The sequence below is a fragment of the Eubacterium sp. genome (assembly GCF_057858645.1).
In genome coordinates this window covers 25,849-48,617 of the sequence record NZ_DBLZZO010000001.1, presented here as the reverse complement: position 1 = coordinate 48,617, position 22,769 = coordinate 25,849, and the positions used below count along the sequence as shown (strand labels likewise).

The following is a 22,769-nucleotide window of genomic DNA, read 5'->3' as shown; positions in this document are numbered from 1 at the left end:
TAATTAAGTTTTTAGACCTGATTAGTTTTAGCCACTTCTTAGATTACTTTTGAAAGGAACTGTTTTAAACGTTCATTTTTTGGATTATCAAAAATTTCACTTGGTGTTCCTTCTTCAACAATCTTTCCGTCTGCCATAAAAATTACTCTTGAGGCAACTTCTCTTGCAAATGCCATTTCATGTGTTACAACAGCCATTGTCATGCCCTGATTTGCCAGATCCTTCATTACTGCTAGAACTTCGCCTACCATTTCCGGATCAAGGGCAGATGTAGGCTCATCAAAAAGCATAACTTCAGGATCCATGCAAAGTGAACGTGCAATGGCAACTCTCTGCTTCTGTCCACCTGAAAGCTGTGCAGGATATGCCTCTGCTCTGTCAGCCAGATTAACTACATTAAGAAGTTCCATAGCCTTCTTCTCAGCTTCTTCTTTTGACTTCTTTAATAACTTCATTGGCGCTATTGTCATATTCTTTAAAACTGTCATATGTGGGAATAAATTAAAATGCTGGAAAACCATCCCCATTTTCTGTCTGTGTAAGTTAATATTTACATTTTTGTCCATTAAGTTTACACCGTCAAAAATAATTTTTCCATCTGTAGGATGTTCTAAAAGGTTTAAAGTTCTAAGAAGAGTTGACTTACCACTTCCTGATGGTCCAATAATAACCACAACTTCACCTTTTCTAATATCTGTGGAAACACCGTCTAACGCTTTAATTTCCCCATCGTTATAATATTTTTTCACATCATCTACAACTATAAGAGAGCTATTATCGTTCATCATTTCGTAGTCTCCTTTCTAATTTACCAAGTAACCAAGAGAAAAACATTACCATAATCAAATAAACTGCTGCTACACCAAACAATGGCATAAATGCCTGATACGTAGCTCCTCTTACAATATCTCCTGCTCTTGTTAAATCAATTAATGCAACGTAACCTGAAACTGCTGTTTCCTTTAATAAAACAATAAATTCGTTTCCAAGCGTTGGAAGTACAGTCTTAAACGCCTGTGGAATAATTACATAAACCATTGTTTGAACATAGTTAAATCCAAGACTTCTTCCTGCTTCAAACTGTCCCTCGTCAATTGACATAATTCCACCACGAAAGATTTCTGCAACGTAAGCACCTGAGTTAATACCAAATGAAAGAATTGCCACAAAAATCTTATTGTTTGATGTAGCAAATATAATGTAATACATAATCATAATCTGAATTACTACAGGTGTTCCTCTTACAACTGTAAGATAAATTTTTGATATTATATTAAAAATAGCTAGAAGGATTTTTCCAAGTCCACCTTTCATTTCGCTATAATTCTTGTCATAAGATGCTCTTACTATAGCCACAACAGCACCTATTACAATACCTAAAATTAAAGCAAAGAAAGTTACAATTAATGTATTTCCCAGACCCTCTAAATATAATTGCCATCTGTCTTTATCTATAAAACTTATTTCAAATTGACGTTTTAAAGATATTGCGGAAATTATATTAACTTTTGTTGTTAAAACGTTTAATAAACTCTCCATTTTTACCTCTTTTTCCTAAAAATTAAGAGGTGTTCAATATAAATCGGATATTCACAATGTAATATCTTAACTTTATATTGCGGCACCTCCTAATTTGTATTTTTGTTCTTTAATTATTCTGCCTTAATATACTTGTTAATAATCTTCTGAACTGAACCATCATCAATTAATTCTTTTAATGCTTTGTTAATTTTCTTTCTTAATTCAGGTTTATCCTTTGAAACAGCGATAGCATAATCTTCTTCTGCGTATGCTGTTTTAAGTAATTTAAGTCCTTTGTTAGCCTTAACAAAAGCCTTAGCTGGTTCATTGTCGATTACAACACAGTCAATCTTTCCTGTTACAAGTGCCTGAACTGCATCAGCGCCCTTGTTATATTCTTCAACTGTTCCTGAGCCTGCTTCCTTTAAATCATCTGTACAATAAATATCACCTGTTGTACCAAGCTGAACACCAACCTTAACATTGGCACCCTTTTTTAATAAATCTTCGTTAGTCTTTATCTTTGAGCCTTCTTTTACGATAATTGCCTGTACACCTGTTGCATATGAATCTGTAAAGTCTACACTTTCCTTTCTTTCATCGCTAACTGTCATACCTGCAAGACCCATGCTAACTTTTCCTGACTGAACAGCAGGAATAATTGAATCAAAAGCCATATCTTCAATCTTGAAGTCCATTCCTAATTTGTCTGCAATCGCTTTACCAATCTCGGCATCAATACCGATTACTTCATTGTTTTCACGATACTCATATGGTGGAAATTCTGCGTTAGTTCCCATAATTAATGTCTTATCTCCATCATCTCCACTCTTACTGCTTCCGCAAGCTGTAAACATTGTTGCAGCAAGAACTACTGTCATTAATAATGCTAGTAATTTTTTCATTATTTTTTATCCTCCTAAGTATATTGATTTTATTACAAAACTATACACAATTATACTTAAAAATGCATATATTTGCAACAATAAAGATTTTTAACTAATAAAAAGAATGTCCCTTGCGACATTCTACGCACCGAGCGCCTGTTGCTTTAGCAACATTTTTCCTTTCGTGCGAGTGTGCATCCCTAGTGGAACATTTTTTACTTAATAAGAAATTCTGAAAGAATTTCTTATTAAGTAAAAAACAGCCTCTGCTAATGGCGCCCCTTTGTCATAAACATCACTCGCCATAAGCACAGACTGTACTTTATATTCATCGATTATAGGTCAGCTCCTAAAGTTGCTGCCATTACAGCTTTAATTGTATGCATTCTGTTTTCTGCTTCATCAAATACAACTGAATGTTCTGACTCAAATACTTCGTCTGTAACTTCCATCTCTGTAAGACCGAATTTCTCGTTAATCTGTTTTCCAATCTTTGTCTTTAAGTCATGGAATGCTGGTAAACAATGCATAAATACCACGCTGCCCTTTGCATTGTTAATCAAATCCATTGTTACTCTATATGGAAGCAAGTCGTTAATTCTTTCTTCCCATACTTCATCAGGCTCACCCATTGAAACCCAAACATCAGTGTAAATAGCATCAGCATCTTTTGTGGCAACCATTGGGTCTTCTTCAAATTCAATAATTGCACCTGTTTCTTTTGCAATCTTCTGACACTCAGCTACTAATTCAGGGTTTGGCTGGTATTTCTTTGGTGCACAACCTACGAAGTGCATACCCATTTTTGCACATCCAACCATAAGTGAATTACCCATGTTGTATCTTGCATCACCCATGTATACAAATTTCAAGCCTTCTAACTTGCCGAATTTTTCTTTTAATGTAAGAAAATCTGCTAGAATCTGTGTTGGGTGAAATTCATTTGTAAGACCATTCCATACAGGAACTCCTGCGTACTGTGCTAACTCTTCTACTAAATCCTGTCCAAAACCTCTATATTCAATACCGTCAAACATTCTACCTAAAACTCTGGCTGTATCGGCAATACTTTCCTTCTTGCCAATCTGTGAACCTGTTGGATCTAAGTATGTAACACCCATTCCCAAATCATGAGCTGCCACTTCAAATGAGCATCTTGTACGTGTACTTGTTTTTTCAAAAATTACTGCTATGTTCTTTCCTCTTAAAACATCAACTAATTTTCCTGCCTTCTTCTTTGCCTTTAAATCCGCTGCTAAATCAATTAATGCTCCAATTTCCTCTGGTGTAAAATCAAGTAACTTTAAAAAATGTCTTCCTGTAAAATTCATAATGACCTCCATTGTATTATTTTAAGAATCAGATTTATTTTCCTTTTTATCTTCCTTAGATTCTATAATATCTTTAATGTACTCTAGTATTTTAATACTCTTTCCTGATTTATTCAATGTTGGAAGAGTATTAAATATATGTTTCCTATATTTATTAATATTATTGACGTAACCTGAACTGCTCTTTTCAAGTTCAGCTTTTCTTGCCTTCAGTTTCTCAATATACCCGTTGCCGCTCTTGCCTAACTCGTCTTTCTTTTCAATCAGCTTCTCAATATACCCGTTGCCGCTCTTGCCTAACTCATCTTTCTTTTCAATCAGCTTCTCAATGTACTCGTTGCCACTCTTGCCTAACTCATCTTTTGCCTGCTCTGCTTTGTCAGCCATATCAATTGCTGAATTTCCCACAACATCTTTTATCTGATTTCCAATGTTGTTTAACTCCTCTGCAATTAAATCGAGCTGTCCAAGACTCTTCTTGATTCCAATAAGATTTTTCAATGTGACAATCATATCCACTGTAAAAATAATCACGAAGAAAATAATTAAAACAAGTTTGCCCATGTCTGGCATCTTTTTTACTAAAAACATAATTGGTGTGTGTACGAATTTCACCGCAAATACAACAGCAAATCCCCACATAATACTAAAAGGAAGGCAAATGTAGCCGCCTATGTTAAATGGTTTCTCCGAATAATCCCACCATCTCATGTGGAAGATTTTGTCAAGAATCCAACCACCAAATAATTCAACAGTTGAACATATAATCATTCCTCCTAAAAATAATAACCATACATTATTTTTTACAGGCAGTAATATTATTAGAACACCCACCATTCCACAACCATATATAGGACACACCGGTCCATTTAAAAAGCCTCTGTTGACTACTTTCCCGGTGGTAACTGCCACAAAGGCAACTTCCACACACCAGCCTAGAAAACTGTATATAAAAAACAAAAGCATTATTTCATAAACTGAGAAAATCATAACCCCTCCAGGTAAAACAAATTATTGTTAACAACGTTTCCCATTATTATAGGAAAAAAACAAAACTGACACAACCCACAAATATATATAAAAAGGTGCTGTATTAAATCCAATTAATCCCAAAACAAGGCGCAGAGTACTCCGCGCCTTGTATATATCATGTGGTAATTCCACATGGCAAACAAACTATTTAATTATCAAATTAATTTCCAACTAGAATAACTTGTCAAGTAACTGATATAAGTAACCCTGTGCTGGGAAAGTCATAGCAAATACAAGTGAAACGATTGTCATTAACTTGATTAAGATGTTAATTGATGGTCCTGATGTATCCTTGAATGGATCACCTACTGTATCACCAACAACTGCTGCCTTATGAGCTTCGCTACCTTTTCCGCCACCGAAACCACCTTCGATGTACTTCTTAGCGTTATCCCAAGCACCACCTGCGTTTGACATGAAGATAGCCATCATAACACCACAAACTAATGCTCCTGCAAGCATACCACCAAGTGCTGCTGCACCAAGTAAATATCCTACAACAAGAGGTGTAACTACTGCTAAAACTCCAGGAATAATCATTTCATGGAGAGCAGCCTGTGTTGAAATACCTACACATGACTTGTAATCAGGCTTTGATGTTCCCTTTAAAATACCGTCATCTTCTCTAAACTGACGACGAACTTCTTCGATCATCTTGTTAGCAGCTTTACCAACTGAGCTCATTGTAAGAGCTGAGAAAATAAATGGAAGCATACCACCAATTAAAAGACCGATAACTACTGTTGAATCTAAAATGTTAATGTTCTTAATTTTTGCAACTTCTGCGTATGATACGAATAATGATAAAGCTGTAAGAGCTGCTGAACCAATAGCAAATCCCTTACCAATAGCTGCTGTTGTGTTACCAACTGCATCAAGCTTATCTGTAATATCTCTTACACTGCTGTCAAGTCCTGACATTTCTGCAATACCACCGGCATTGTCAGCGATTGGACCATAAGCATCAACTGCGATTGTCATACCTGTTGTTGATAACATACCTACAGCTGCAAGTGCGATACCATACATACCAAGTAATTCAAATGAAACAAGTACACCAAGTACGATAAATAAAATTGGAATAGCTGTTGACTTCATACCAACTGATAAACCACTGATAATATTTGTTGCTGATCCTGTTTCTGAGCTTTCAGCAATTTCTTTTACACTCTTATATTTTTCTGATGTATACATTTCTGTAATCTTACCAATTGCTGTACCAACAACTAAACCTGCAAGTACTGCAAAGAATGCCTTGAATTCACCAAATAATGTATAACTTAAAATAGCTGAAGCAATAATCTGAATTGCTGTAGCTGTGTACTCTCCTAAGTTAAGAGCCTTCTGAGGATCAGAACCTTCTTTTCCTCTAACAAAGAATGTAGCAATAACTGATGCTAACACACCGATTGCTGCCATTGCGATTGGGAACATGATTCTTTCCATTCCGAAATCATCTCCACCTGCTACTAATGAAGCAACTGCTAAAGTTACAACTGATACTAAAGCACCAACATAACTTTCAAAAAGGTCAGCTCCCATACCTGCAACGTCACCTACGTTGTCACCTACGTTATCAGCGATAACGGCTGGGTTACGAGGATCATCTTCAGGGATTCCTGCTTCAACCTTACCTACAAGGTCAGCTCCTACGTCAGCAGCCTTTGTGTAAATACCACCACCAACTCTTGCGAAAAGAGCGATTGATGAAGCACCTAAACTGAATCCTGTAAGAACGCTAACTGCTTCTTCTGTAAATCCTGTTGTGTTCATAATGATAATAAGAATTACGCTAAGTCCTAAAATACCAAAACCTACAACGCAAAGTCCCATTACTGCACCACCTGAGAATGCAATTGAAAGTGCCTTGTTCATACCACTTTCCTTTGCAGCATTTGCTGTATGAACATTTGCCTTTGTAGCAACGTTCATTCCAACGTATCCTGCTAATGTTGAAAGTACAGCACCTACAATAAAGCAAACTGCTGTAAGCCAATCAATACCAAATCCTAACACTACGAAAAGTACGGCAACGAATACAATTAAAATCTTGTATTCTGAGAATAAAAATGCCTTTGCGCCTTCTGCAATAGCGCCGGAAATTTCTTTCATCTTTTCATTTCCTGCATCGCTTTTGTTAATCATTGCTGCCTTAATGCCTGCAAAAATAACAGCTATGATACCAGCGATTGGAGCTAAATAAATTAAATTCTCCATTTTTTCTCCTTTCAATATTAATGAAGTGATTTTTTCTCCATTGTCTTTTTCCATGCTCACTCTATCTTTTTTTTGAACACGGTATTGTTAAAATTATAACAAACTTTCGAGATATTTCAATACTTTATCATCAAAGGTTGATTATTTCAATAATTTTTTCTTATTTCAAATTTCCGATTTTTCACCATATAAAGTGAAAATATTTTGTACCTTTTGTCTATAAAGGTTTTTAGTCGTTATTAATTATGTAATGTTTCAACTAATAAAAGTTAATTTTATTAAGTTTTAATGTGCTTTTTCTACAATTTATTAAGTTTAGGCAAAGAATATTGTTTCCGTTATTATTTTCTCTTCGTGATAATGTATCTTCTGCAAAAACATATTTTAGCACAATAGCTAATTTCTTATTATATGAAAATAGCATCTGGTAGACTCTAACTTTTCTTCCTTCCAGATGCTACTTTTACTTACTTTCTTTTCATTGGTACAACCTGAAGAGTTTTTCCCAAAGAATTTAATATCTTCAAAACAGTTGATAACTGTGGATCCGTAACTCCTTTTTCCATTCTTGAAATTACAGGTTGCTTTATTCCACTCATTGCTTCCAGTTGCTTTTGTGTAATACCGTTCTCTTCTCTTGCATTTATCATTTCACTTATAATGTCAACACGTACTTTACTTTCGGCAATTTCCTCTGGCGTAAATAATTGTTTTTCCAATTCATCCCAAGATGAACCTCTTGGATTTATTTTTGCCTTACTCATAATCCCTGCTCCTTTCAATATTATATTTTGTTTCTTGAGATATTCTGTTTTTCAATTTGGTATTTTATTTTTCTTAACTTTTATGTTATACTTTATTTGGTTTGTGAAGTTTTTACTTTACAAAATTAAATATAACTGAAAAATATGAAAGGAGTACGCATATGAGACATGAATTAGATCACATCGACGAGCAGATAATTAAACTTCTTCACGAAAACGCCCGCACCCCCCTTAAAACTATTGCGAGCCAGGTTTTTTTATCTTCTCCTGCTGTTTCAGCAAGAATTGAGCGACTAGAACATGCAGGAATCATTACAGGCTACACTGCAAAGGTTAACCCGGCAGAGCTTGGATATCACATTAAGGCTTTTATTAATTTGGAAGTCAATCCTGATCAGAAAAAGGATTTCTATCCATATATTAAGAGTTGCAACAACGTTGTTGAATGTAACTGTGTTACAGGAGATTATGCAATGCTTGTTGAAGTAATGTTCAAGAGCACAGAGGAATTAGACCATTTCATCGGCGAGTTACAAACTTTTGGAAGTACTAAGACTCAGATAGTTTTCTCAACTTCCGTTGAACATCGTGGAATTCCAATGTCAGATGATTAGGAAATGAAACTTTTTAGGATGAGACTTGTTCTCATCCTTTTTTTTTCGCCTTTAAAATGATACCATATAAATACGTTAATAACTTGAGAACAAAATTCTATGTTTTTATATTATGGCATCATGGTTATACTTTTACCATAGTTATACTTTTAGTCTAATAAATTTGAACCATGTTTTATGATAAAAATTATCATTTACAACTATTATTAAGAAACGGATTATCATTATGAAATATCAATTAGAAATAAACTATTTTTTATATTTGTTAAAATGTGCAGTTGCGGACATAGTTCCGAAACCTGCCGAAAAAGAAATTAATTGGGAAGTTGTTTACAAATTCGCCAAACTTCATAAGGTGACTTCAACGTTATACTTTAGTATTTCAAAACTACCTGACGATTATAAGAGTTCAATTACTCACCTTGAAGAATATTCTCTTGATTATAAAAAGAATATTGTTTTAGATGTCAACAGAGCTTACGAATTAGAGAGAATCGAAAAAACTTTAGCCGAAAATAATATTGATTATATATTTTTAAAGGGAAGTGTTTCAAAAAAGTTTTACATTGATTCTTCAATGCGACCAATGAACGACATTGATATACTTTTTAGGGGGGCAGATTTAAAAGAGGTCACAAAATTATTTGAAGCTATGGGTTACGGCATTGCCCACAGTAGTGCCAAAGATATTTGTTGCATAAATAAAAATAACCACCTGCTAGTTGAAATGCAAACTCACTTGATTGATGAAGGCTACACTCTTTGGTACAACTATCTCGAAAAAATCTGGGAACATTGCAGTTTATTGCCTGACAAACCAAATCAATATTTAATGACTAAAGAAGATTTTTACATTTATCATGTTATACATATGGCAAAACATTTTCTAAATGGTGGCATCGGAATTAAGCATTTTCTGGATTTATATATTATGAATAAAAACAAATATATTGAAAGTGCTAAGGTGGATTCCTGTCTTGAAGCTTTAGGTGTTCTACAGTTCAAAAATACAATAGAAAACCTTTGCCTATACTGGTTTGATGGTGTGAATAATTTTGATAACCATAAAGATGTTGAACTTTTAACCAAATATATTTTCCTTGGTGGAGCATTTGGTAATTCACAGAATCAGGAAGCAGGTTCATTAGCCAAAAGTGGAAAGAAGAAGACTTCCTTAATAGCCAAACTCTTCCCACCAATTAATACAATGATTAATTTTTACGGCTCATTCCTGAAAAATCATAAATGGCTTCTGCCACTGTATTGGGTAAGACTTAATATAGAACGATTGCTTCGTTTTGATAAAAAAAGCAAAGCAAAACTAAAAATAATCAAATCCTTAAGTGATGAGGACATCAAAAATACAAAAGAAGTTTTTACAATCTGCGGACTGCTATAATTCAAGGCCCCTTATGATAGATTTTATCCTAAGGAGCCTTTTTATTTATTTTTTCCAAGAAAACAAATAACACAATCGATATCACTAATGTAGTCTATCTAAAATACAGACCTACATTTGTATTTCCCAATATCGTCCACGTTTATGCTTTGTCTTTATCATTCATTTTCTCGGCATACTTTTCAAATTTCTCGCCTTCTTTTTTTGCCATTTTCTCTTTTTGGCGGTCGGTGGTTCTTACATAAATTTTATTTGAAACACTTTGCTCTTTGGCTCCGAATTCTTTTTCTGAAACTTTTCCGTAACCTCCCGGTACCGGCTTTTCTTCATCATCGTAATCGCCGTATGTACCATAGCCACCATAATAATTATAGCCATACTTTCCGTAATACTTGCTACCATATCCTTTTCGATAGCCATAACCATAATGTTTTCCATAGTTATAGCCGTATGTAATATTAAGTTTTCCGGCAGAGCCGTTTAAAATACAACCTAAAATCGGTATTCTCGTATATGAAAATTCCTGAATTGTGTCAATGATTTTATTTACTTTTGCGCAGTCTTCTTTTACCACATAAATTACACCATCACTGTGTTTTGCAAGAACTGCCGCATCAGACAATTCACTACATGGCGGTGCATCTATGATTACATAGTCAACTTTTGCTTTTGCGTTGTTAATGAAATTCCCCATGGCTTCAGAATTCAACTGTTTAATGGGATCCTTTGATGGCACTGTGGGAGCAAGCATTAACACTCTGGTACCTTTTAAATTCACAATGGCGCCACTACTTTTAAGTTCACCTTTAAGGAAGCTGTCCATCTGAAAGTCATAAGTCTCCATGTCTACCATTTTATGTAAAGTCGGTGTACGCAGATTGCCGTCAATAAGCATTACCGTATGTTGGCTTTTTGACAATGAGTACGCAAGATTGAGAGCCACTGTACTTTTCCCCTCGCCCTTTACTGTACTTGTAACCAATATAACTTTCGCATTATGTTTTGCAAATTCTCTCTCGCACCTTGAGTTCACAGAACGCATAGCCTCTAAATATCTAAAACCAACAGCTTTATTTAAAATAGAGCAGTTCTTCAATTTATTTTTTCTCTGATTAAGAGAAACTCCCGGCAAAATGCCGAGAAAATTTACATTCAGATATTTCTCAACATCTTCCCTGTTTCTAATAGTTCTAACGAAAAATCCGTAAATAATACTTGGTAAAATTCCAATTAATAAACCAATGAAAGCATATATAATAGTCTGCTTCCATGGTGAATATGGATTCGTTGGTACTTCAGCAACAACCGGTTCTTCTAACACATCAAGCTTTGTGTCACCAATTACAAATTCTGCCACACTGCCATAATTTTTCATTACAGACTGTGCAACCTTATAATTCATTTGTGGATTAGGACCTGCTGTAACTATACTTAAAATATTTGTATCAGGTACAGCCGAAATTGTAATAGTTGATGGCATATAGTCAATGTTCAGGTCTTTTTTAATTACCTCATAAAAAACTTCGTTGTTAATTAAGTAATTAAAACTTACACTTAAAATAGATGCCAACTGGGTATTGTTGGTGTATGAACGGTCCTCTCGACCATCATACTGTGCTGCTGTAATTGAGAAAGTTGCCTTTGTCTCATAATTAGGTGAATAGCCCGACGAATAATTATGATGACCAATAAATCCACAAACTACAATGGCAACTACCATTATTATCCAGAGTTTTTTTAATGCCTTAAAAAAATTGGAAATAATCTGAGACAGGTCCATAGGCTCCTTATCAACAGTTTTCCTAGTATTATAACTATTCATGAGCAACCTCCTCCCCATCTTCAAAATTCTTAAATACACTTGCAGTTTCTCTTATTTTGAACTTCTTATAATCATTTAAAATACAGCCTAAGAATCTGCTATCTGCATCATTCATAATATTAATGCAGTTTTCAATATCTTTTTCATAAGAAAAATCCTGTCTGATTACAAGCAATGAAAAATCAACATCATCAAGCAACGCTTCCGTATCTGAAAGTAATGACATTGGTGGTGTATCTATAATTACAAAATCAGCAAACTTTCTACACTTTTTAATTAAGTCCTTCATGGCACCTGATTTTACAAATTCATAAGTGCTACTATGGCCCTTTGTGGACATAACAAGATTAAGCCCCTGCCTATCACGATACATGGTTTGATCTAAACCACATTCCCCCTGTAAAAGTCTTACCATATCAGTTACCTGCTCTTTTGGAATATCAAGCATCTTGCAAATGGCAGGCTTACGCATATCTGCATCAATAACAATAACTTTCTTGCCTTCTTTTACAAGAGACAAGGCAATATTAAGCGCCACCGTAGATTTTCCTTCGTTCTCACAAACACTTGACACCAAATAAACATTCTTAGATGGCTTGCGGTCGTGTTCGTATTCAAGTTTTATTCTTATGTTATTAAAAGATTCTATAAACTTAGTTGTAATAATGGGACTTGTAATAAGCAGAGCTTTTACACTTTGAACAATTTTTGATTTCACAGTTCTGTTTTTATTTTCATGATAAATTGTACCAAACAAGTCTGTGTCTAACTGTTCTTCAATTGCTGCCTCGGTCTTAATTGTCCTTCTTAAAATACTAACCAAACATAATCCAAGAAGCGTAATTACCCCACATATGCCACCTACCTGAAGAGATTTCTTTCTAGGCATAAGTGAATTGTCTGCAAAAGTAGGCACAATAGGTGCCTCAAGAGGATCAAATACTGCATCAGATGTTAAATACCCTGACAGATCTGCATAATTATCCATAATTGCTCCTACTGTCTTAAATGACAAAATAGGATCTTTTGATGTAACTGAAATTTTCATTAAATTAGTTTCTTCAATTAGGGAAACATTCATAGTTGCATCTAAAGATGATACATGCAAGTCCTCTTTGATTTTATTATTCATAATATCAGAATTCATTAAATTCTGAAAAATTTCCACAACATTTTGTGCAAAAATTTTATTTGTATAAACATAGCCTGTGCTTTGCTTTGGTGTAACTACATAAATACCTGTACTTGTATATTCAGGAACATAAGTAGTGCTAATATAAGCATGGGTAAACATGACTCCTGCTGCTGCCACCATAACGATTATCCACCAACTGCTAATAACATCTTTGGCTAAGCTAAACAAATCTATATTTCGTAAATTAATAATTTTATTCTTCATTGGTAAACCTCGCTACTCTTCAACCATAACTGTCAAATAGGCTGTTCCTTCATTTCCACTTAAATCTTTTACAGAATACTCAACTAAATAGCAACCTGCTTTTTTTGTTTTTACAGACGAACTTGTTACACGCACATTGTTTTTGGAAATCGCTTTTCCACTATTATCCTCTACGCTTTGAATATATTTCTTTGGATTAAAAGACTCTCCAACATTTGTGTAAACAATGTTTTGCGACAACTTAATTACAGGGCTTAAATTATTATCCTGCTTAATAACTACAACCGCTTTTAATTTCACTGTATCGCCCAGACTGTTAGTTACCTGAGCCGTAATAGTATTATCACCTGAAATATTTGTCGAAATATCCTTTGACAAAATCTTTACTTTTCTGCTAATGTCGCCGTCGAACACATCAGTTGCTCCAATAACCGACTTAACATCAGCATCTGTACCTGTGTCAAAGCACAAGGACTGCGACAAAACGAATCTTGGTTTCTTATAATCTGTAAACTGAATTTTTCTCGTTGCCTTGGTTACTACACCTCTTGAATTGGCAACTGCATATGTAATATTACAAATATGATTTTTCTTATCCACAAATTTGGATATCGACTCCACAACAAGTCTTGATGTAATATCACCATCTTTGCTATCCTTTGCAACAACACCTTTTAATAAAGCATCCTTGTCCTTGACCGATACTTTTTTAACCTGACCTGCATTATCTACAGATATAACTGGTGCGCTCTCATTGGTGTGAGATTTGGTATACGCCCAGTTGATTACATATGTAATTGTTGCTGCTAAAAAAATAACAATTATTATATATTTAACGTACTTCATGATTTCTCCTTTGGGTGGGGGGCTATGAAATATGGAAGAGATTTTTGATTGTTCTCTTAACTTTTCTTAATGCCCTTACAATAAATTTATCTTTTAAACAGTTTTCAATTAGCTTTATTACATCCTTACAATTATCCAACTTTTCCATAAATTGATTATAGTTTCTATGCATGTTAGCATTATAAAAATATGAAGGATTATATTTTGTTATTTCTTCTAGATTAACCTGTCTAATACTAAACTGTTCACTAATTTTATTAAATATTTTCTCGCCTTTTAAGGTATTCACAAAAACTGCCGAAGTTCCCTGGTTATCAAACATTTCAGGTATGGCATCATCTATTCCCCAATAATCAGCTAAGGTAATATCGCTTACTCTATTAAAGCCACGATTCTTACATTCATAGCAGGCTTTTTTCAAAAACAAATCTGCTAAAAAGCCACGCATGTAAATATTGTCGCTATGATTTTCCTCAAAGACGGTTCCATCTACATATTCTACCTTAAAATTATAATCATACCAACCTTTATCTTTATTTCTAAAATAAATATTTTTTATTTCACCTTTTTCTTTTAAGTAATCCGAATACCTGTCCCACACTTTTTCATCAGGCATTCCATGGCATATAAAATCAACCTTTAAAAGGGTTGGATAATCCTTCTTTAAGAAGGAACTTAAGCCTGCATTTTGGCAGGGAGTGCCAACAAACATTACCTTTTTTCCTTTTTCAAGACCTTCCTTAATCTCTTTAAAAGTATTTCCTAATCTGCTTGGTGCATATTTACTTCCCATAAACTGTGCAAGCTCATTTACACTGGAGCATTTTGCATGCTCCACGCTAAACCCATCATTGAACCTTGCACTGTACACCATTCCACCTTGTTCAATAAAATCTTTTGCAAGAGCGAAATAACATCCACCGGAGGAACTCTTCTGTCTTATTGATGTGTTTTTATTAATACAGGCATAGGCTTTAATTGTACTTTTGTTAATCATGTTTTTTCCTTACATCTATTACTTCTTTTGCATTGAGTGATGATTTTTAACTCTAGAAATTTCTCTTTATAATTTTCAAAACTAATTCCTTTGTTTGACCAAACTCAGGCATCAAGAAGGTTGCTCCTAAGAATATTACATTTGCAATGCCAAATATAACTATTCCTTTAACAAGGAATCCTATTACACCGGTTAAGGTTATATTTACGCAAATAGCATAAGTAATTACACACATAACGCAAACCAAACCTGTGTAGAAAAGCATCTTCAAAATAAATTCAACTGCATTTCTTTTAAAAATAACAGTAAACAGGTTATATATTAACCAAGGCATACCAATAAATGCCATTGTTAAAATTGTGGAAAGCAAAATTCCAAACAAGCCTATATAATGAACTAATATTAGATTTAAGCCAAGGTTAGCCAAAGAAACTACCAGTGGTCGCCACTTATCCTCATGCCACATTCCTGCTGCATCCTTGTACATATTAATAAGCGTATTTATATTTCTCACAAAGAAATATATGCAAATGCAAATAACCAAATTAAAACTTAACATAGACTTCTCGCCCACCCACATTTTCATAAATGGTTGATACAATCCAAGCAGGCAACATGTGCAAACTGATGCTATCCAACAAACTATGTATAAAAATTTCTTTAAATCATTGTAGTTCTTATCTTCACTTTCAACTATAAGACTATTTCCTACACCCGCCATACAGGCATTGAAAATAATCATTATAAATCCATATATGGATGACATTATATAAAAATAATTATTATATATTGCAAGAGTTGTTAATCCTAAAAAGGTTGAAATGACAATTGTATCTGCTGAATCAATTACAACTGAACCAAGTTTTGCGGTAAATAAATCTCTGACTTTTCCACTAATTACTTTCACTTCTGACTTATCCAAATGACCTCTTGCATTGTAATTAGGGAACATTTTATTGCATTTCCATGCTGCATATAAGTTATTAAACACACCTGTTACAAGCGTAATTGCCAGATACAAATAGTAGTTAGCCACAATTATTAATAGCACCGCCTGTATTATATACTGCAAAGTAGATGAAATCATAGTTACTTTGGCAGTTACATCATTTCTCTGATGTGCACCAAATAAACATGTTTTATATGCAAACAACCAGTAAGATAAAACTGTTGCTCCTAAATTCATTAAATATAAAACATAAATATTTATATCTTCAGGCACACTTCCCGAAATTAATTTAGGAATGAACGGTACTAATATAAGTCCTATTACTAAGATTACAGCACCAATGATTCGATAATATAACTTGTACAGATTCATTAATGCACAAATTTTCTCTGTATCATCTTCAGCAATCGGCTTGTACATGCTAAATACAAGAGCTGAACCAACTCCTAATTCTGCTAAATTAAGCACACTTAAAATGGAAGTAAATAAGCTGTTTAAGCCTAAATACTCCATGCCTAATGTGTATATAAATATAGTTCTTAGAATGAACGGTCCTAATAATTGATAAATTTTTAGGAACACTCCGTATATTATGTTTCTTGTTGCGTTTTTTGTTCTTTCGATTTTCATTTTCTTTCCTCAAATTTATAACTCTGTCTCAAAATTTAAAGATTGCTTTAAATATCTAATTGATTTATCCTTTAACATATCTATATTTTCTTTATTATATTTTATTTTTTCCCCTATTATATTGTCTAAATTTTCATCAATCTGTCCGATAACGCTATTATTTCCAATAATCTTAATTAAGTTTTCCAATCTCGACCACATATCTGGAACATCATCATTTCTTTCAAAAACTCTAAAAGGTTTGTCAAAAATTGTTGCAAATACACTTCCGTGGAATGAATCTGTAAAAAAGATTTGACAATGAGATATTACATATACAAATTCTGTTGGATCAAACGAAAAATATTTTAAATTATCAATATCCTTATCCCACAACCATTCACTATATATATCTACAATTGGATAATTATATCTTTTTGATAAACTATCTATATAACTTTTAACTTCCTCACTCTTATTTCCTATAAAATAAGTTGCTATATATTTCTCTGGTAATTCAACATTAGGTTTATTTTGAAAATCGCACCACTCTTCTTTACTTAAAAGCAATGTTGGATCTAGCACTACCGAAACATTAACATTAAGTATGTCCCTTATAATTCTTGCCCCAGATTCTTCTCTTACAGATATTTTTTTCATATCTTTTAAAAGTTCTTTAAACATGTTCATATATTTCTTTGGTAATTCGCCAACCCCAAAACTAGCAGCGTAAGCAATTCTTTTTTCAGATGGTGCAAAATATGCTGTTGCTCCTTCCATATCAGCTAAACATGTATCATACATCGGATTCCATATCTGATCACTTCCGCATACAAAATAATCGAATTCCTCATTGATCCCACTTTTATAATGATTTTCATGTGTCCAATACCTACTTATATTTAAATATTTCTTGTCAAATTTTCTAAAAATATTTTCTCTTCTACAAATTCCTGATCTATAATTTATTTTTAATATGTCCCTAATTAATGTTTTTAACTTATAAAATATTAATTTAACTTTGTCTTCCTTTTTTCTGTTTACAGTTTCAACCTCACAACCTAAATCTTTCAGTGTTTTTAATAATGCGTAATTTTGTAATTTATTTCCATAATTTCCTTTGCTTATTGACGTAATTATCCCAATTTTCTTCATCACTTCTACATCCTTCATTTTAATTTTCCATCCATTCTCTAAACTAACACTCCTTGTTATGTAAAGTAACTCTCTTCTCTTTTAGTGGCAACTCTACATAATCCCATACTCTCCATATTAATTTACTTGCTTTTTATGTTCCTTCTTTGCTTCCACAGTATTATTTTCGCAATTATTCATAAAAAAAATCAACATATACTCCTATTTCACTTATTGTTTTATTTGCAAACAAATTTACCTATCCAAAACTGTCTCCCATTCTTTTATATTTTTCTCGACTTCAAAGAAACTTTTCCTTAGCGAAGCCATCTTTCTATATTGTTCTAATTTTTCTTTATCATTTATTAATTCTACAACAGCATTTTGAATGTCTGAACTTTCGTGTCCAATTAGCATACCGTACTTTCCGTTTTCAAGTAATTCTATAGGTCCCGTACATCTTGTGGAAATAACCGGTATACCTAATATTAAACTTTCTGCCACTGTTAAACTAAAAGATTCATGTCTTGATGAACATACGTAAACATCCGCTTGAGCCAATATCGAATATGGATTCTTAACATACCCAAGTAAATGTACATTATCTTTTAATCCTAACTTTTCAATTCGATTTGATAGCGCTTCATAATCTTCCCCCATTCCGATTATATATAACTCACAATTTTTATTTTCTTTTACTATTGGCTCTACAGCATCAATTAAAATATCAAAGCCTTTCTGATTCGTTAATCTGCCTATGCTTACGATATTAAATTTGTCCTTATTTAAATAAACTTCCGGTTTTTCTTTTGCCTTATTTTCTATTTCTTTAACAGGCACAATATTATAACAAACCTTTGTTTTTTCGTTAAATCCAAACTTGTTATTAAATTTTTTTGCACAATCTTTTGACACACATACAAACTCATCTACATCCTTAAAATATGCCTGTCCTTCTTCTCTTGTAAGACTTGGTACATAATTTTTGTCTAATTCCACATCCATATGTATCCATGAAATTCTTCTTGCCGTCTTTGACTTTTGTATTATTTTTGTTGGAAAACTATACCCACAGCCTATCTCTATATCATATTTGTCACCTATTACTAATTTATGTAACACTTTCAAAGGTATTGACTCATATAATCTTCTCAATCTCCAATAATATTTAAAATTATCTTCAGGCCCAACCGGCAAAATTTGCTTATTGTGTATATGTTTGCCTAATTCTTTTTGATATCTACCGTCTGGCTCCAATTGTATAACCGTTATGTCATATTTATCACTAGACAAATTGTTTACCAAATCTAGTGTAGCTTTTTCTGTTCCCCCATTATTCATAGAATCACAATAAAAAAGTATTTTCTTTCTTTTCATAGAATCTGTCACCTCATAAAACAATAAGAATCTTCGAATTTTAACCTATTGTTTTTTTTAAAAACAATCCAAAATAATTTCTGGAATCATACTCTAGATTACTCTGTACAGTTTCTCTTGCACATTCTCCCATTTTCTTAGCTTTTGCCTCATTTATCATCATTTTGTTCATCTCGTCTGTTAAGTTATTGACAATATCTTTTTCTTTATTAACAATAACTGCACATTTGTCATTAACAATTTCGGGCAAGCCTCCAGAATTAGTAACAATCAAAGGAAGTCCTGATGCCATTCCTTCCAAAGCAACCACTCCAAATGGTTCTTCCCAAATAGAAGGCACCACTAAACAATCTGCCATTTGATACATTAAAGGCATTCGCTCAGGATCAACAAAACCAGTAAATATAATTTTTTCTTTAACCTTTTCTGCTTCTTTCTGTACTTTGCAAGTATATTCATCCTTAACATTTTCATCGCCGAACCACGATTTTCCAACAACTAACAATTTTACATCTTCTCTATTTATTTTCTTAAAAGCTTTTACTAATTCCAAGACTCCTTTATAAATATCTATTCTTCCGCTATATATGAAAACAAAGTCCTTACTACTAATTCCATATTCCGCTCTCATATATTGTTTTTCCTTATGGGATATCTTAACCAAATATCTTTTAAAATCTATACAATTATATAATACATCTACATTTTTTGATCCTGTTATTTTTATAAAATCATTCTTTGTATAATTACTAACTGCTAATACTTTTCTTGCTGTTTTTCCAATTAATTTTGCGATGATTATATGATTTGGGTCATCACCAATGTTATTGTGTAAAACGTAAATCAAATTATTTTTATTGGCTGTTTTTTCATAGATGTCCCTGTACGCCATAGTATTATTATGTATTACTATATAATCATAGCTTTCCTTTTTTAGTAACTTAATAAGTTCTCTGGAAAAGGAAGTTCTCCATTTTTTTATTTTAAATAAAGCATACAGACTATTAACTATTTTATTTTTTATCCTTGTAAATGTTTTTATATTTACTACTTTAATATTTGTATTTCTATAGCCTCTTTTTTGGATATTTTCATCATCAATTGTGTAACAATCTATCGTGCATTTATTTTCTATTTCATTTCCCTTTAGTAATTCTTCTATTAAGACCTCAACAGCTCCACCTTTTACGGCCGGAACAGGCAAATACCCAGGAGTAATCATTGCTATCTTCATCTGTTTCTCCAACTATTCTCTATGTATATGATTTTTAATTTTCTCAATCCACAAATAAACATACAACTTTATCCATTTTCTTTGAAAATACATTTTAGATATTCTGTCGTTATTTGAATATTTCTCTATTTCTTTAAAATTCCATTTTCTAAAATTTGCTGCATTTACTTTAAAGTTAGAATACTTATTATTAATGTCAAATAGTCTCTTAACCGTCAAAGACAACTCGCTAAGCATCTCCGCACTATATTTTTCTAAACAATTATACTTTGTTATTAAGGAATAAATCTCATACGGTACCTTCTGAATCTCATCTACATTATTTTTTAATGACTGTAATGCTGATGTACCATTTACTCTGTAATAATACAATTCATCTTTTATTATTTTAACTCTGCTACAATTCAGCAAATATTCTAAATTGAAAACCAAATCCTCAGCAAACTGTAGATTTTGAAAACAAATGTTCCTGTTTTCTATTATTTCTCTTTTATAAATACCACGCCATATTGATGAATAATATCTACCTCCTCCAAACATATTACTGATTATCTTAGCTACTTCATCACTCTGATATACTTTGTATTCTAATATACCTTCGCATGGAGTCTCTTCTCCATCTCTTACAGTTATATAATTACAGAACACAGCTTGTGACTTGGATTCTTCAATGTTTTTCAGCAGACATTCCACCATATCTTTTTTAATCCAATCATCACTATCTACAAACATGATATATGGACTGTTAGAATTTTTGATTCCCTGATTTCTAGCATTAGATACACCAATATTTTCTATGTGAAACACTCGTATTCTAGAATCTTTTTTTGCCCATTCTTCACACATTCTGCCTGATGAATCTGTAGAATCGTCGTCTATTAAAAGAATTTCAATATCTTCTTCAGTTTGTTTTATTATACTTTCAACACACCTATCTAAATACTTTTCTGCATTGTAAACAGGTACTATTATGCTTACTTTCATTTTCATTACCTATATTTTTATTTTCTGAATAAACTCTGAATAATAATTATTTTTATTAAACTCTCTAGTTGCTGTCACTTTCCTATATGCTTTCTCTGTTATCTTATTTCTCTGATCTACATTTTTGTAATATTCCACCATCCCATTTGAAAGATTCTCCACTAGCAACTCATCTTTTTTCACAAGATATGCTACACCCTCCAAAACTTCCGTCATTCCTCCCGAATACGTCGCAACAATTGGAATCTTCATTACCATCCCTTCAAGAGCCACCATACCAAAAGCTTCCTGACACAGTGTAGGTATTACTAAAACGTCAGCCAAACCATATATTTCCGGCATATCCTCTGGATATATATAACCTGTAAAGATAATTTTATCTTTAATTTCTTCTGATTCTTCAATTAAAGAATTAAAATATTCATCTTTATCAATTTGATTATACCATCTGCTACCTACAACCATTAACTTAGCATTTGGTGCCTTAGCTAACACCTTTTTAAAAGCTCTAATTAATTCCAACACTCCTTTTTCGGGACAAACTCTTCCTGTATACATGTACACGAAATCATTATTATTGATTTTATATTTTTCCTTCAACTCCGCTGTTTTCTTAAGTTTGTCTGGATTAAAAACTGCTAAATCCACACAATTATAAAAAACTTCTGTTTTGTCATTTGGTGCAACCTGATTAAAATGCTTTTTTAAATAATCACTTACAGTCAGTATTTTCTCTGCCTTATCTGCAATAAATCTACATAGGTATTCAGGTTTTGTAGTTCCATCTATGTCATTATGCATATGATAAATCATGTGATTTTTCCCATGTTTCGCATGATTATATATATCTTCAAACACCTGCATATTGTTCTCTACCAAAATAATGTCATAATTATCCCGAAAGTATTTATGTATCAATTCCTGGTTATATGGTATAAAACGATACTTAAACTTAAACAACTTCAAAAAAGCATTTCTTGCTTTACACCAAAACCACCTAATTGGATTAATATGTACTTGAATTATTTCTGCATTCTTGTATTTAATTTTGTTAAGCTTTGGAGATTCTATTGTATATATATCCATAAAAAAATCTCCAGCTATTTCATTACCATTTATCAGCTCCGTCGTAAGCACTTCGCCTGCTCCACCATCTACCGCTGGAACAGGTACAAAGCCTGCTGAAATCACTGCCATACGTTTCATATACATTATCACCTATTTACTCTTTTTATTAACTTTTCCATTATCCAATGAAATGCACTGCCCAACAAGATTACCAATCCTATTGAGCATATTATTACTACTGTTATGTTTTGAGAAAGATTCTTAAATATATCTATAGCAATTTGATGTAGCAAAAATATTTCATAAGACACCTTTCCAATATATTTTCCAATGATGCTATTACTAATAAATTTCATTGCCAACAATACTACTAAAATTACAAATATATTTTGACAAACTATTCCTATTGTTGATATAAAATATACTGGAAAATCAATGTGCCATTTTAAAATACTCCAAGTAAAAAAGGTAAAAGAAAACACTATCGTAAAGCTAATAATTATTAAGATATATTTTTTTAAATCATTTAACTTTTCTTCTACCCACTTCAAATCACTAAAAGCAAAAATAATTCCTAATACAAAT

19 protein-coding genes and 1 pseudogene are annotated in these 22,769 nt (G+C 32.7%); 2 read left to right on the top strand and 18 right to left on the bottom strand.

What is annotated here, in order from left to right:
- Positions 1–38: 38 nt before the first annotated feature.
- From ACZM4J_RS00195 to ACZM4J_RS00165, 7 genes are all read right to left on the bottom strand, one after another.
- Entirely contained in the window at positions 39–785 is a 747-nt protein-coding gene (locus ACZM4J_RS00195; protein WP_117999432.1) for an amino acid ABC transporter ATP-binding protein, read from the bottom strand.
- On the bottom strand, positions 775–1,539 hold the full coding sequence (locus ACZM4J_RS00190; protein ID WP_022166183.1) for an amino acid ABC transporter permease: 765 nt from the start codon (positions 1,537–1,539) through the stop codon (positions 775–777). Before ACZM4J_RS00190 ends, ACZM4J_RS00195 begins: the two co-directional genes overlap by 11 nt.
- A gap of 113 nt (positions 1,540–1,652) precedes the next feature.
- Positions 1,653–2,426 (bottom strand): basic amino acid ABC transporter substrate-binding protein, encoded by a 774-nt coding sequence (locus ACZM4J_RS00185; RefSeq protein ID WP_022166182.1) that lies wholly within the window; start codon positions 2,424–2,426, stop codon positions 1,653–1,655.
- Positions 2,427–2,743: 317 nt separating this feature from the next.
- Positions 2,744–3,739: an ornithine carbamoyltransferase gene (argF, locus tag ACZM4J_RS00180; RefSeq protein WP_022166181.1), complete on the bottom strand. Its 996-nt coding sequence runs from the start codon at positions 3,737–3,739 to the stop codon at positions 2,744–2,746.
- 21 nt (positions 3,740–3,760) lie between these two features.
- Positions 3,761–4,729 (bottom strand): putative ABC transporter permease, encoded by a 969-nt coding sequence (locus ACZM4J_RS00175; RefSeq protein WP_302689401.1) that lies wholly within the window; start codon positions 4,727–4,729, stop codon positions 3,761–3,763.
- A 213-nt stretch (positions 4,730–4,942) separates the two neighbouring features.
- Positions 4,943–6,988: a sodium-translocating pyrophosphatase gene (locus ACZM4J_RS00170; protein ID WP_428245015.1), complete on the bottom strand. Its 2,046-nt coding sequence runs from the start codon at positions 6,986–6,988 to the stop codon at positions 4,943–4,945.
- Between the two features lie 467 nt (positions 6,989–7,455).
- Positions 7,456–7,752, bottom strand: coding sequence for a helix-turn-helix domain-containing protein (locus tag ACZM4J_RS00165; RefSeq protein WP_022166177.1), 297 nt, complete (start codon positions 7,750–7,752; stop codon positions 7,456–7,458).
- A gap of 161 nt (positions 7,753–7,913) precedes the next feature.
- Between ACZM4J_RS00165 and ACZM4J_RS00160 the strand changes: the two genes are divergently transcribed.
- Together ACZM4J_RS00160 and ACZM4J_RS00155 are read left to right on the top strand one after the other, a co-directional pair.
- Positions 7,914–8,366, top strand: coding sequence for an Lrp/AsnC family transcriptional regulator (locus ACZM4J_RS00160; protein WP_022166176.1), 453 nt, complete (start codon positions 7,914–7,916; stop codon positions 8,364–8,366).
- A 226-nt stretch (positions 8,367–8,592) separates the two neighbouring features.
- Positions 8,593–9,765, top strand: coding sequence for a nucleotidyltransferase domain-containing protein (locus tag ACZM4J_RS00155; RefSeq protein ID WP_022166175.1), 1,173 nt, complete (start codon positions 8,593–8,595; stop codon positions 9,763–9,765).
- Between the two features lie 142 nt (positions 9,766–9,907).
- On the opposite strand, the gene ACZM4J_RS00150 is transcribed toward ACZM4J_RS00155, so the two are convergent.
- The 11 genes and pseudogenes from ACZM4J_RS00150 to ACZM4J_RS00100 form a co-directional block, all read right to left on the bottom strand.
- On the bottom strand, positions 9,908–11,587 hold the full coding sequence (locus ACZM4J_RS00150; RefSeq protein WP_022166174.1) for a polysaccharide biosynthesis tyrosine autokinase: 1,680 nt from the start codon (positions 11,585–11,587) through the stop codon (positions 9,908–9,910).
- Positions 11,580–12,986, bottom strand: a complete 1,407-nt coding sequence (locus ACZM4J_RS00145) for a tyrosine-protein kinase domain-containing protein (protein WP_428245017.1) — start codon at positions 12,984–12,986, stop codon at positions 11,580–11,582. Before ACZM4J_RS00145 ends, ACZM4J_RS00150 begins: the two co-directional genes overlap by 8 nt.
- 12 nt (positions 12,987–12,998) lie before the next feature.
- Entirely contained in the window at positions 12,999–13,832 is an 834-nt protein-coding gene (locus tag ACZM4J_RS00140; RefSeq protein ID WP_022166173.1) for an immunoglobulin-like domain-containing protein, read from the bottom strand.
- Between the two features lie 22 nt (positions 13,833–13,854).
- Positions 13,855–14,829, bottom strand: coding sequence for a Coenzyme F420 hydrogenase/dehydrogenase, beta subunit C-terminal domain (locus ACZM4J_RS00135; RefSeq protein ID WP_022166172.1), 975 nt, complete (start codon positions 14,827–14,829; stop codon positions 13,855–13,857).
- A gap of 52 nt (positions 14,830–14,881) precedes the next feature.
- Positions 14,882–16,408, bottom strand: a complete 1,527-nt coding sequence (locus tag ACZM4J_RS00130; RefSeq protein WP_022166171.1) for an MATE family efflux transporter — start codon at positions 16,406–16,408, stop codon at positions 14,882–14,884.
- A 15-nt stretch (positions 16,409–16,423) separates the two neighbouring features.
- Positions 16,424–17,542 carry a polysaccharide pyruvyl transferase family protein gene (locus ACZM4J_RS00125; RefSeq protein WP_489485457.1) on the bottom strand — a complete coding sequence of 373 codons (1,119 nt, stop codon included), beginning with the start codon at positions 17,540–17,542 and terminating at the stop codon, positions 16,424–16,426.
- Positions 17,543–17,776: 234 nt separating this feature from the next.
- Complete coding sequence (locus tag ACZM4J_RS00120) at positions 17,777–18,898, bottom strand: glycosyltransferase (protein ID WP_428245021.1); 1,122 nt, start codon at positions 18,896–18,898, stop codon at positions 17,777–17,779.
- Between the two features lie 40 nt (positions 18,899–18,938).
- Positions 18,939–20,132 (bottom strand): glycosyltransferase family 4 protein, encoded by a 1,194-nt coding sequence (locus ACZM4J_RS00115; RefSeq protein WP_022166168.1) that lies wholly within the window; start codon positions 20,130–20,132, stop codon positions 18,939–18,941.
- A 12-nt stretch (positions 20,133–20,144) separates the two neighbouring features.
- Entirely contained in the window at positions 20,145–21,116 is a 972-nt protein-coding gene (locus ACZM4J_RS00110) for a glycosyltransferase (protein WP_022166167.1), read from the bottom strand.
- 9 nt (positions 21,117–21,125) lie between these two features.
- Entirely contained in the window at positions 21,126–22,322 is a 1,197-nt protein-coding gene (locus tag ACZM4J_RS00105) for a glycosyltransferase family 4 protein (RefSeq protein WP_428245023.1), read from the bottom strand.
- A gap of 8 nt (positions 22,323–22,330) precedes the next feature.
- Positions 22,331–22,762 (bottom strand): annotated as a pseudogene (locus tag ACZM4J_RS00100) (acyltransferase family protein); the annotation flags it as partial.
- Positions 22,763–22,769 lie beyond the last annotated feature (7 nt).

Coding starts and splice junctions, on each gene's coding strand:
- ACZM4J_RS00195 (WP_117999432.1), bottom strand. CDS start 785: ATGAACGATAATAGCTCTCTTATAGTTGTAGATGATGTGAAAAAATAT.
- ACZM4J_RS00190 (WP_022166183.1), bottom strand. CDS start 1,539: ATGGAGAGTTTATTAAACGTTTTAACAACAAAAGTTAATATAATTTCC.
- ACZM4J_RS00185 (WP_022166182.1), bottom strand. CDS start 2,426: ATGAAAAAATTACTAGCATTATTAATGACAGTAGTTCTTGCTGCAACA.
- argF (WP_022166181.1), bottom strand. CDS start 3,739: ATGAATTTTACAGGAAGACATTTTTTAAAGTTACTTGATTTTACACCA.
- ACZM4J_RS00175 (WP_302689401.1), bottom strand. CDS start 4,729: ATGATTTTCTCAGTTTATGAAATAATGCTTTTGTTTTTTATATACAGT.
- ACZM4J_RS00170 (WP_428245015.1), bottom strand. CDS start 6,988: ATGGAGAATTTAATTTATTTAGCTCCAATCGCTGGTATCATAGCTGTT.
- ACZM4J_RS00165 (WP_022166177.1), bottom strand. CDS start 7,752: ATGAGTAAGGCAAAAATAAATCCAAGAGGTTCATCTTGGGATGAATTG.
- ACZM4J_RS00160 (WP_022166176.1), top strand. CDS start 7,914: ATGAGACATGAATTAGATCACATCGACGAGCAGATAATTAAACTTCTT.
- ACZM4J_RS00155 (WP_022166175.1), top strand. CDS start 8,593: ATGAAATATCAATTAGAAATAAACTATTTTTTATATTTGTTAAAATGT.
- ACZM4J_RS00150 (WP_022166174.1), bottom strand. CDS start 11,587: ATGAATAGTTATAATACTAGGAAAACTGTTGATAAGGAGCCTATGGAC.
- ACZM4J_RS00145 (WP_428245017.1), bottom strand. CDS start 12,986: ATGAAGAATAAAATTATTAATTTACGAAATATAGATTTGTTTAGCTTA.
- ACZM4J_RS00140 (WP_022166173.1), bottom strand. CDS start 13,832: ATGAAGTACGTTAAATATATAATAATTGTTATTTTTTTAGCAGCAACA.
- ACZM4J_RS00135 (WP_022166172.1), bottom strand. CDS start 14,829: ATGATTAACAAAAGTACAATTAAAGCCTATGCCTGTATTAATAAAAAC.
- ACZM4J_RS00130 (WP_022166171.1), bottom strand. CDS start 16,408: ATGAAAATCGAAAGAACAAAAAACGCAACAAGAAACATAATATACGGA.
- ACZM4J_RS00125 (WP_489485457.1), bottom strand. CDS start 17,542: ATGAAGAAAATTGGGATAATTACGTCAATAAGCAAAGGAAATTATGGA.
- ACZM4J_RS00120 (WP_428245021.1), bottom strand. CDS start 18,898: ATGAAAAGAAAGAAAATACTTTTTTATTGTGATTCTATGAATAATGGG.
- ACZM4J_RS00115 (WP_022166168.1), bottom strand. CDS start 20,132: ATGAAGATAGCAATGATTACTCCTGGGTATTTGCCTGTTCCGGCCGTA.
- ACZM4J_RS00110 (WP_022166167.1), bottom strand. CDS start 21,116: ATGAAAGTAAGCATAATAGTACCTGTTTACAATGCAGAAAAGTATTTA.
- ACZM4J_RS00105 (WP_428245023.1), bottom strand. CDS start 22,322: ATGAAACGTATGGCAGTGATTTCAGCAGGCTTTGTACCTGTTCCAGCG.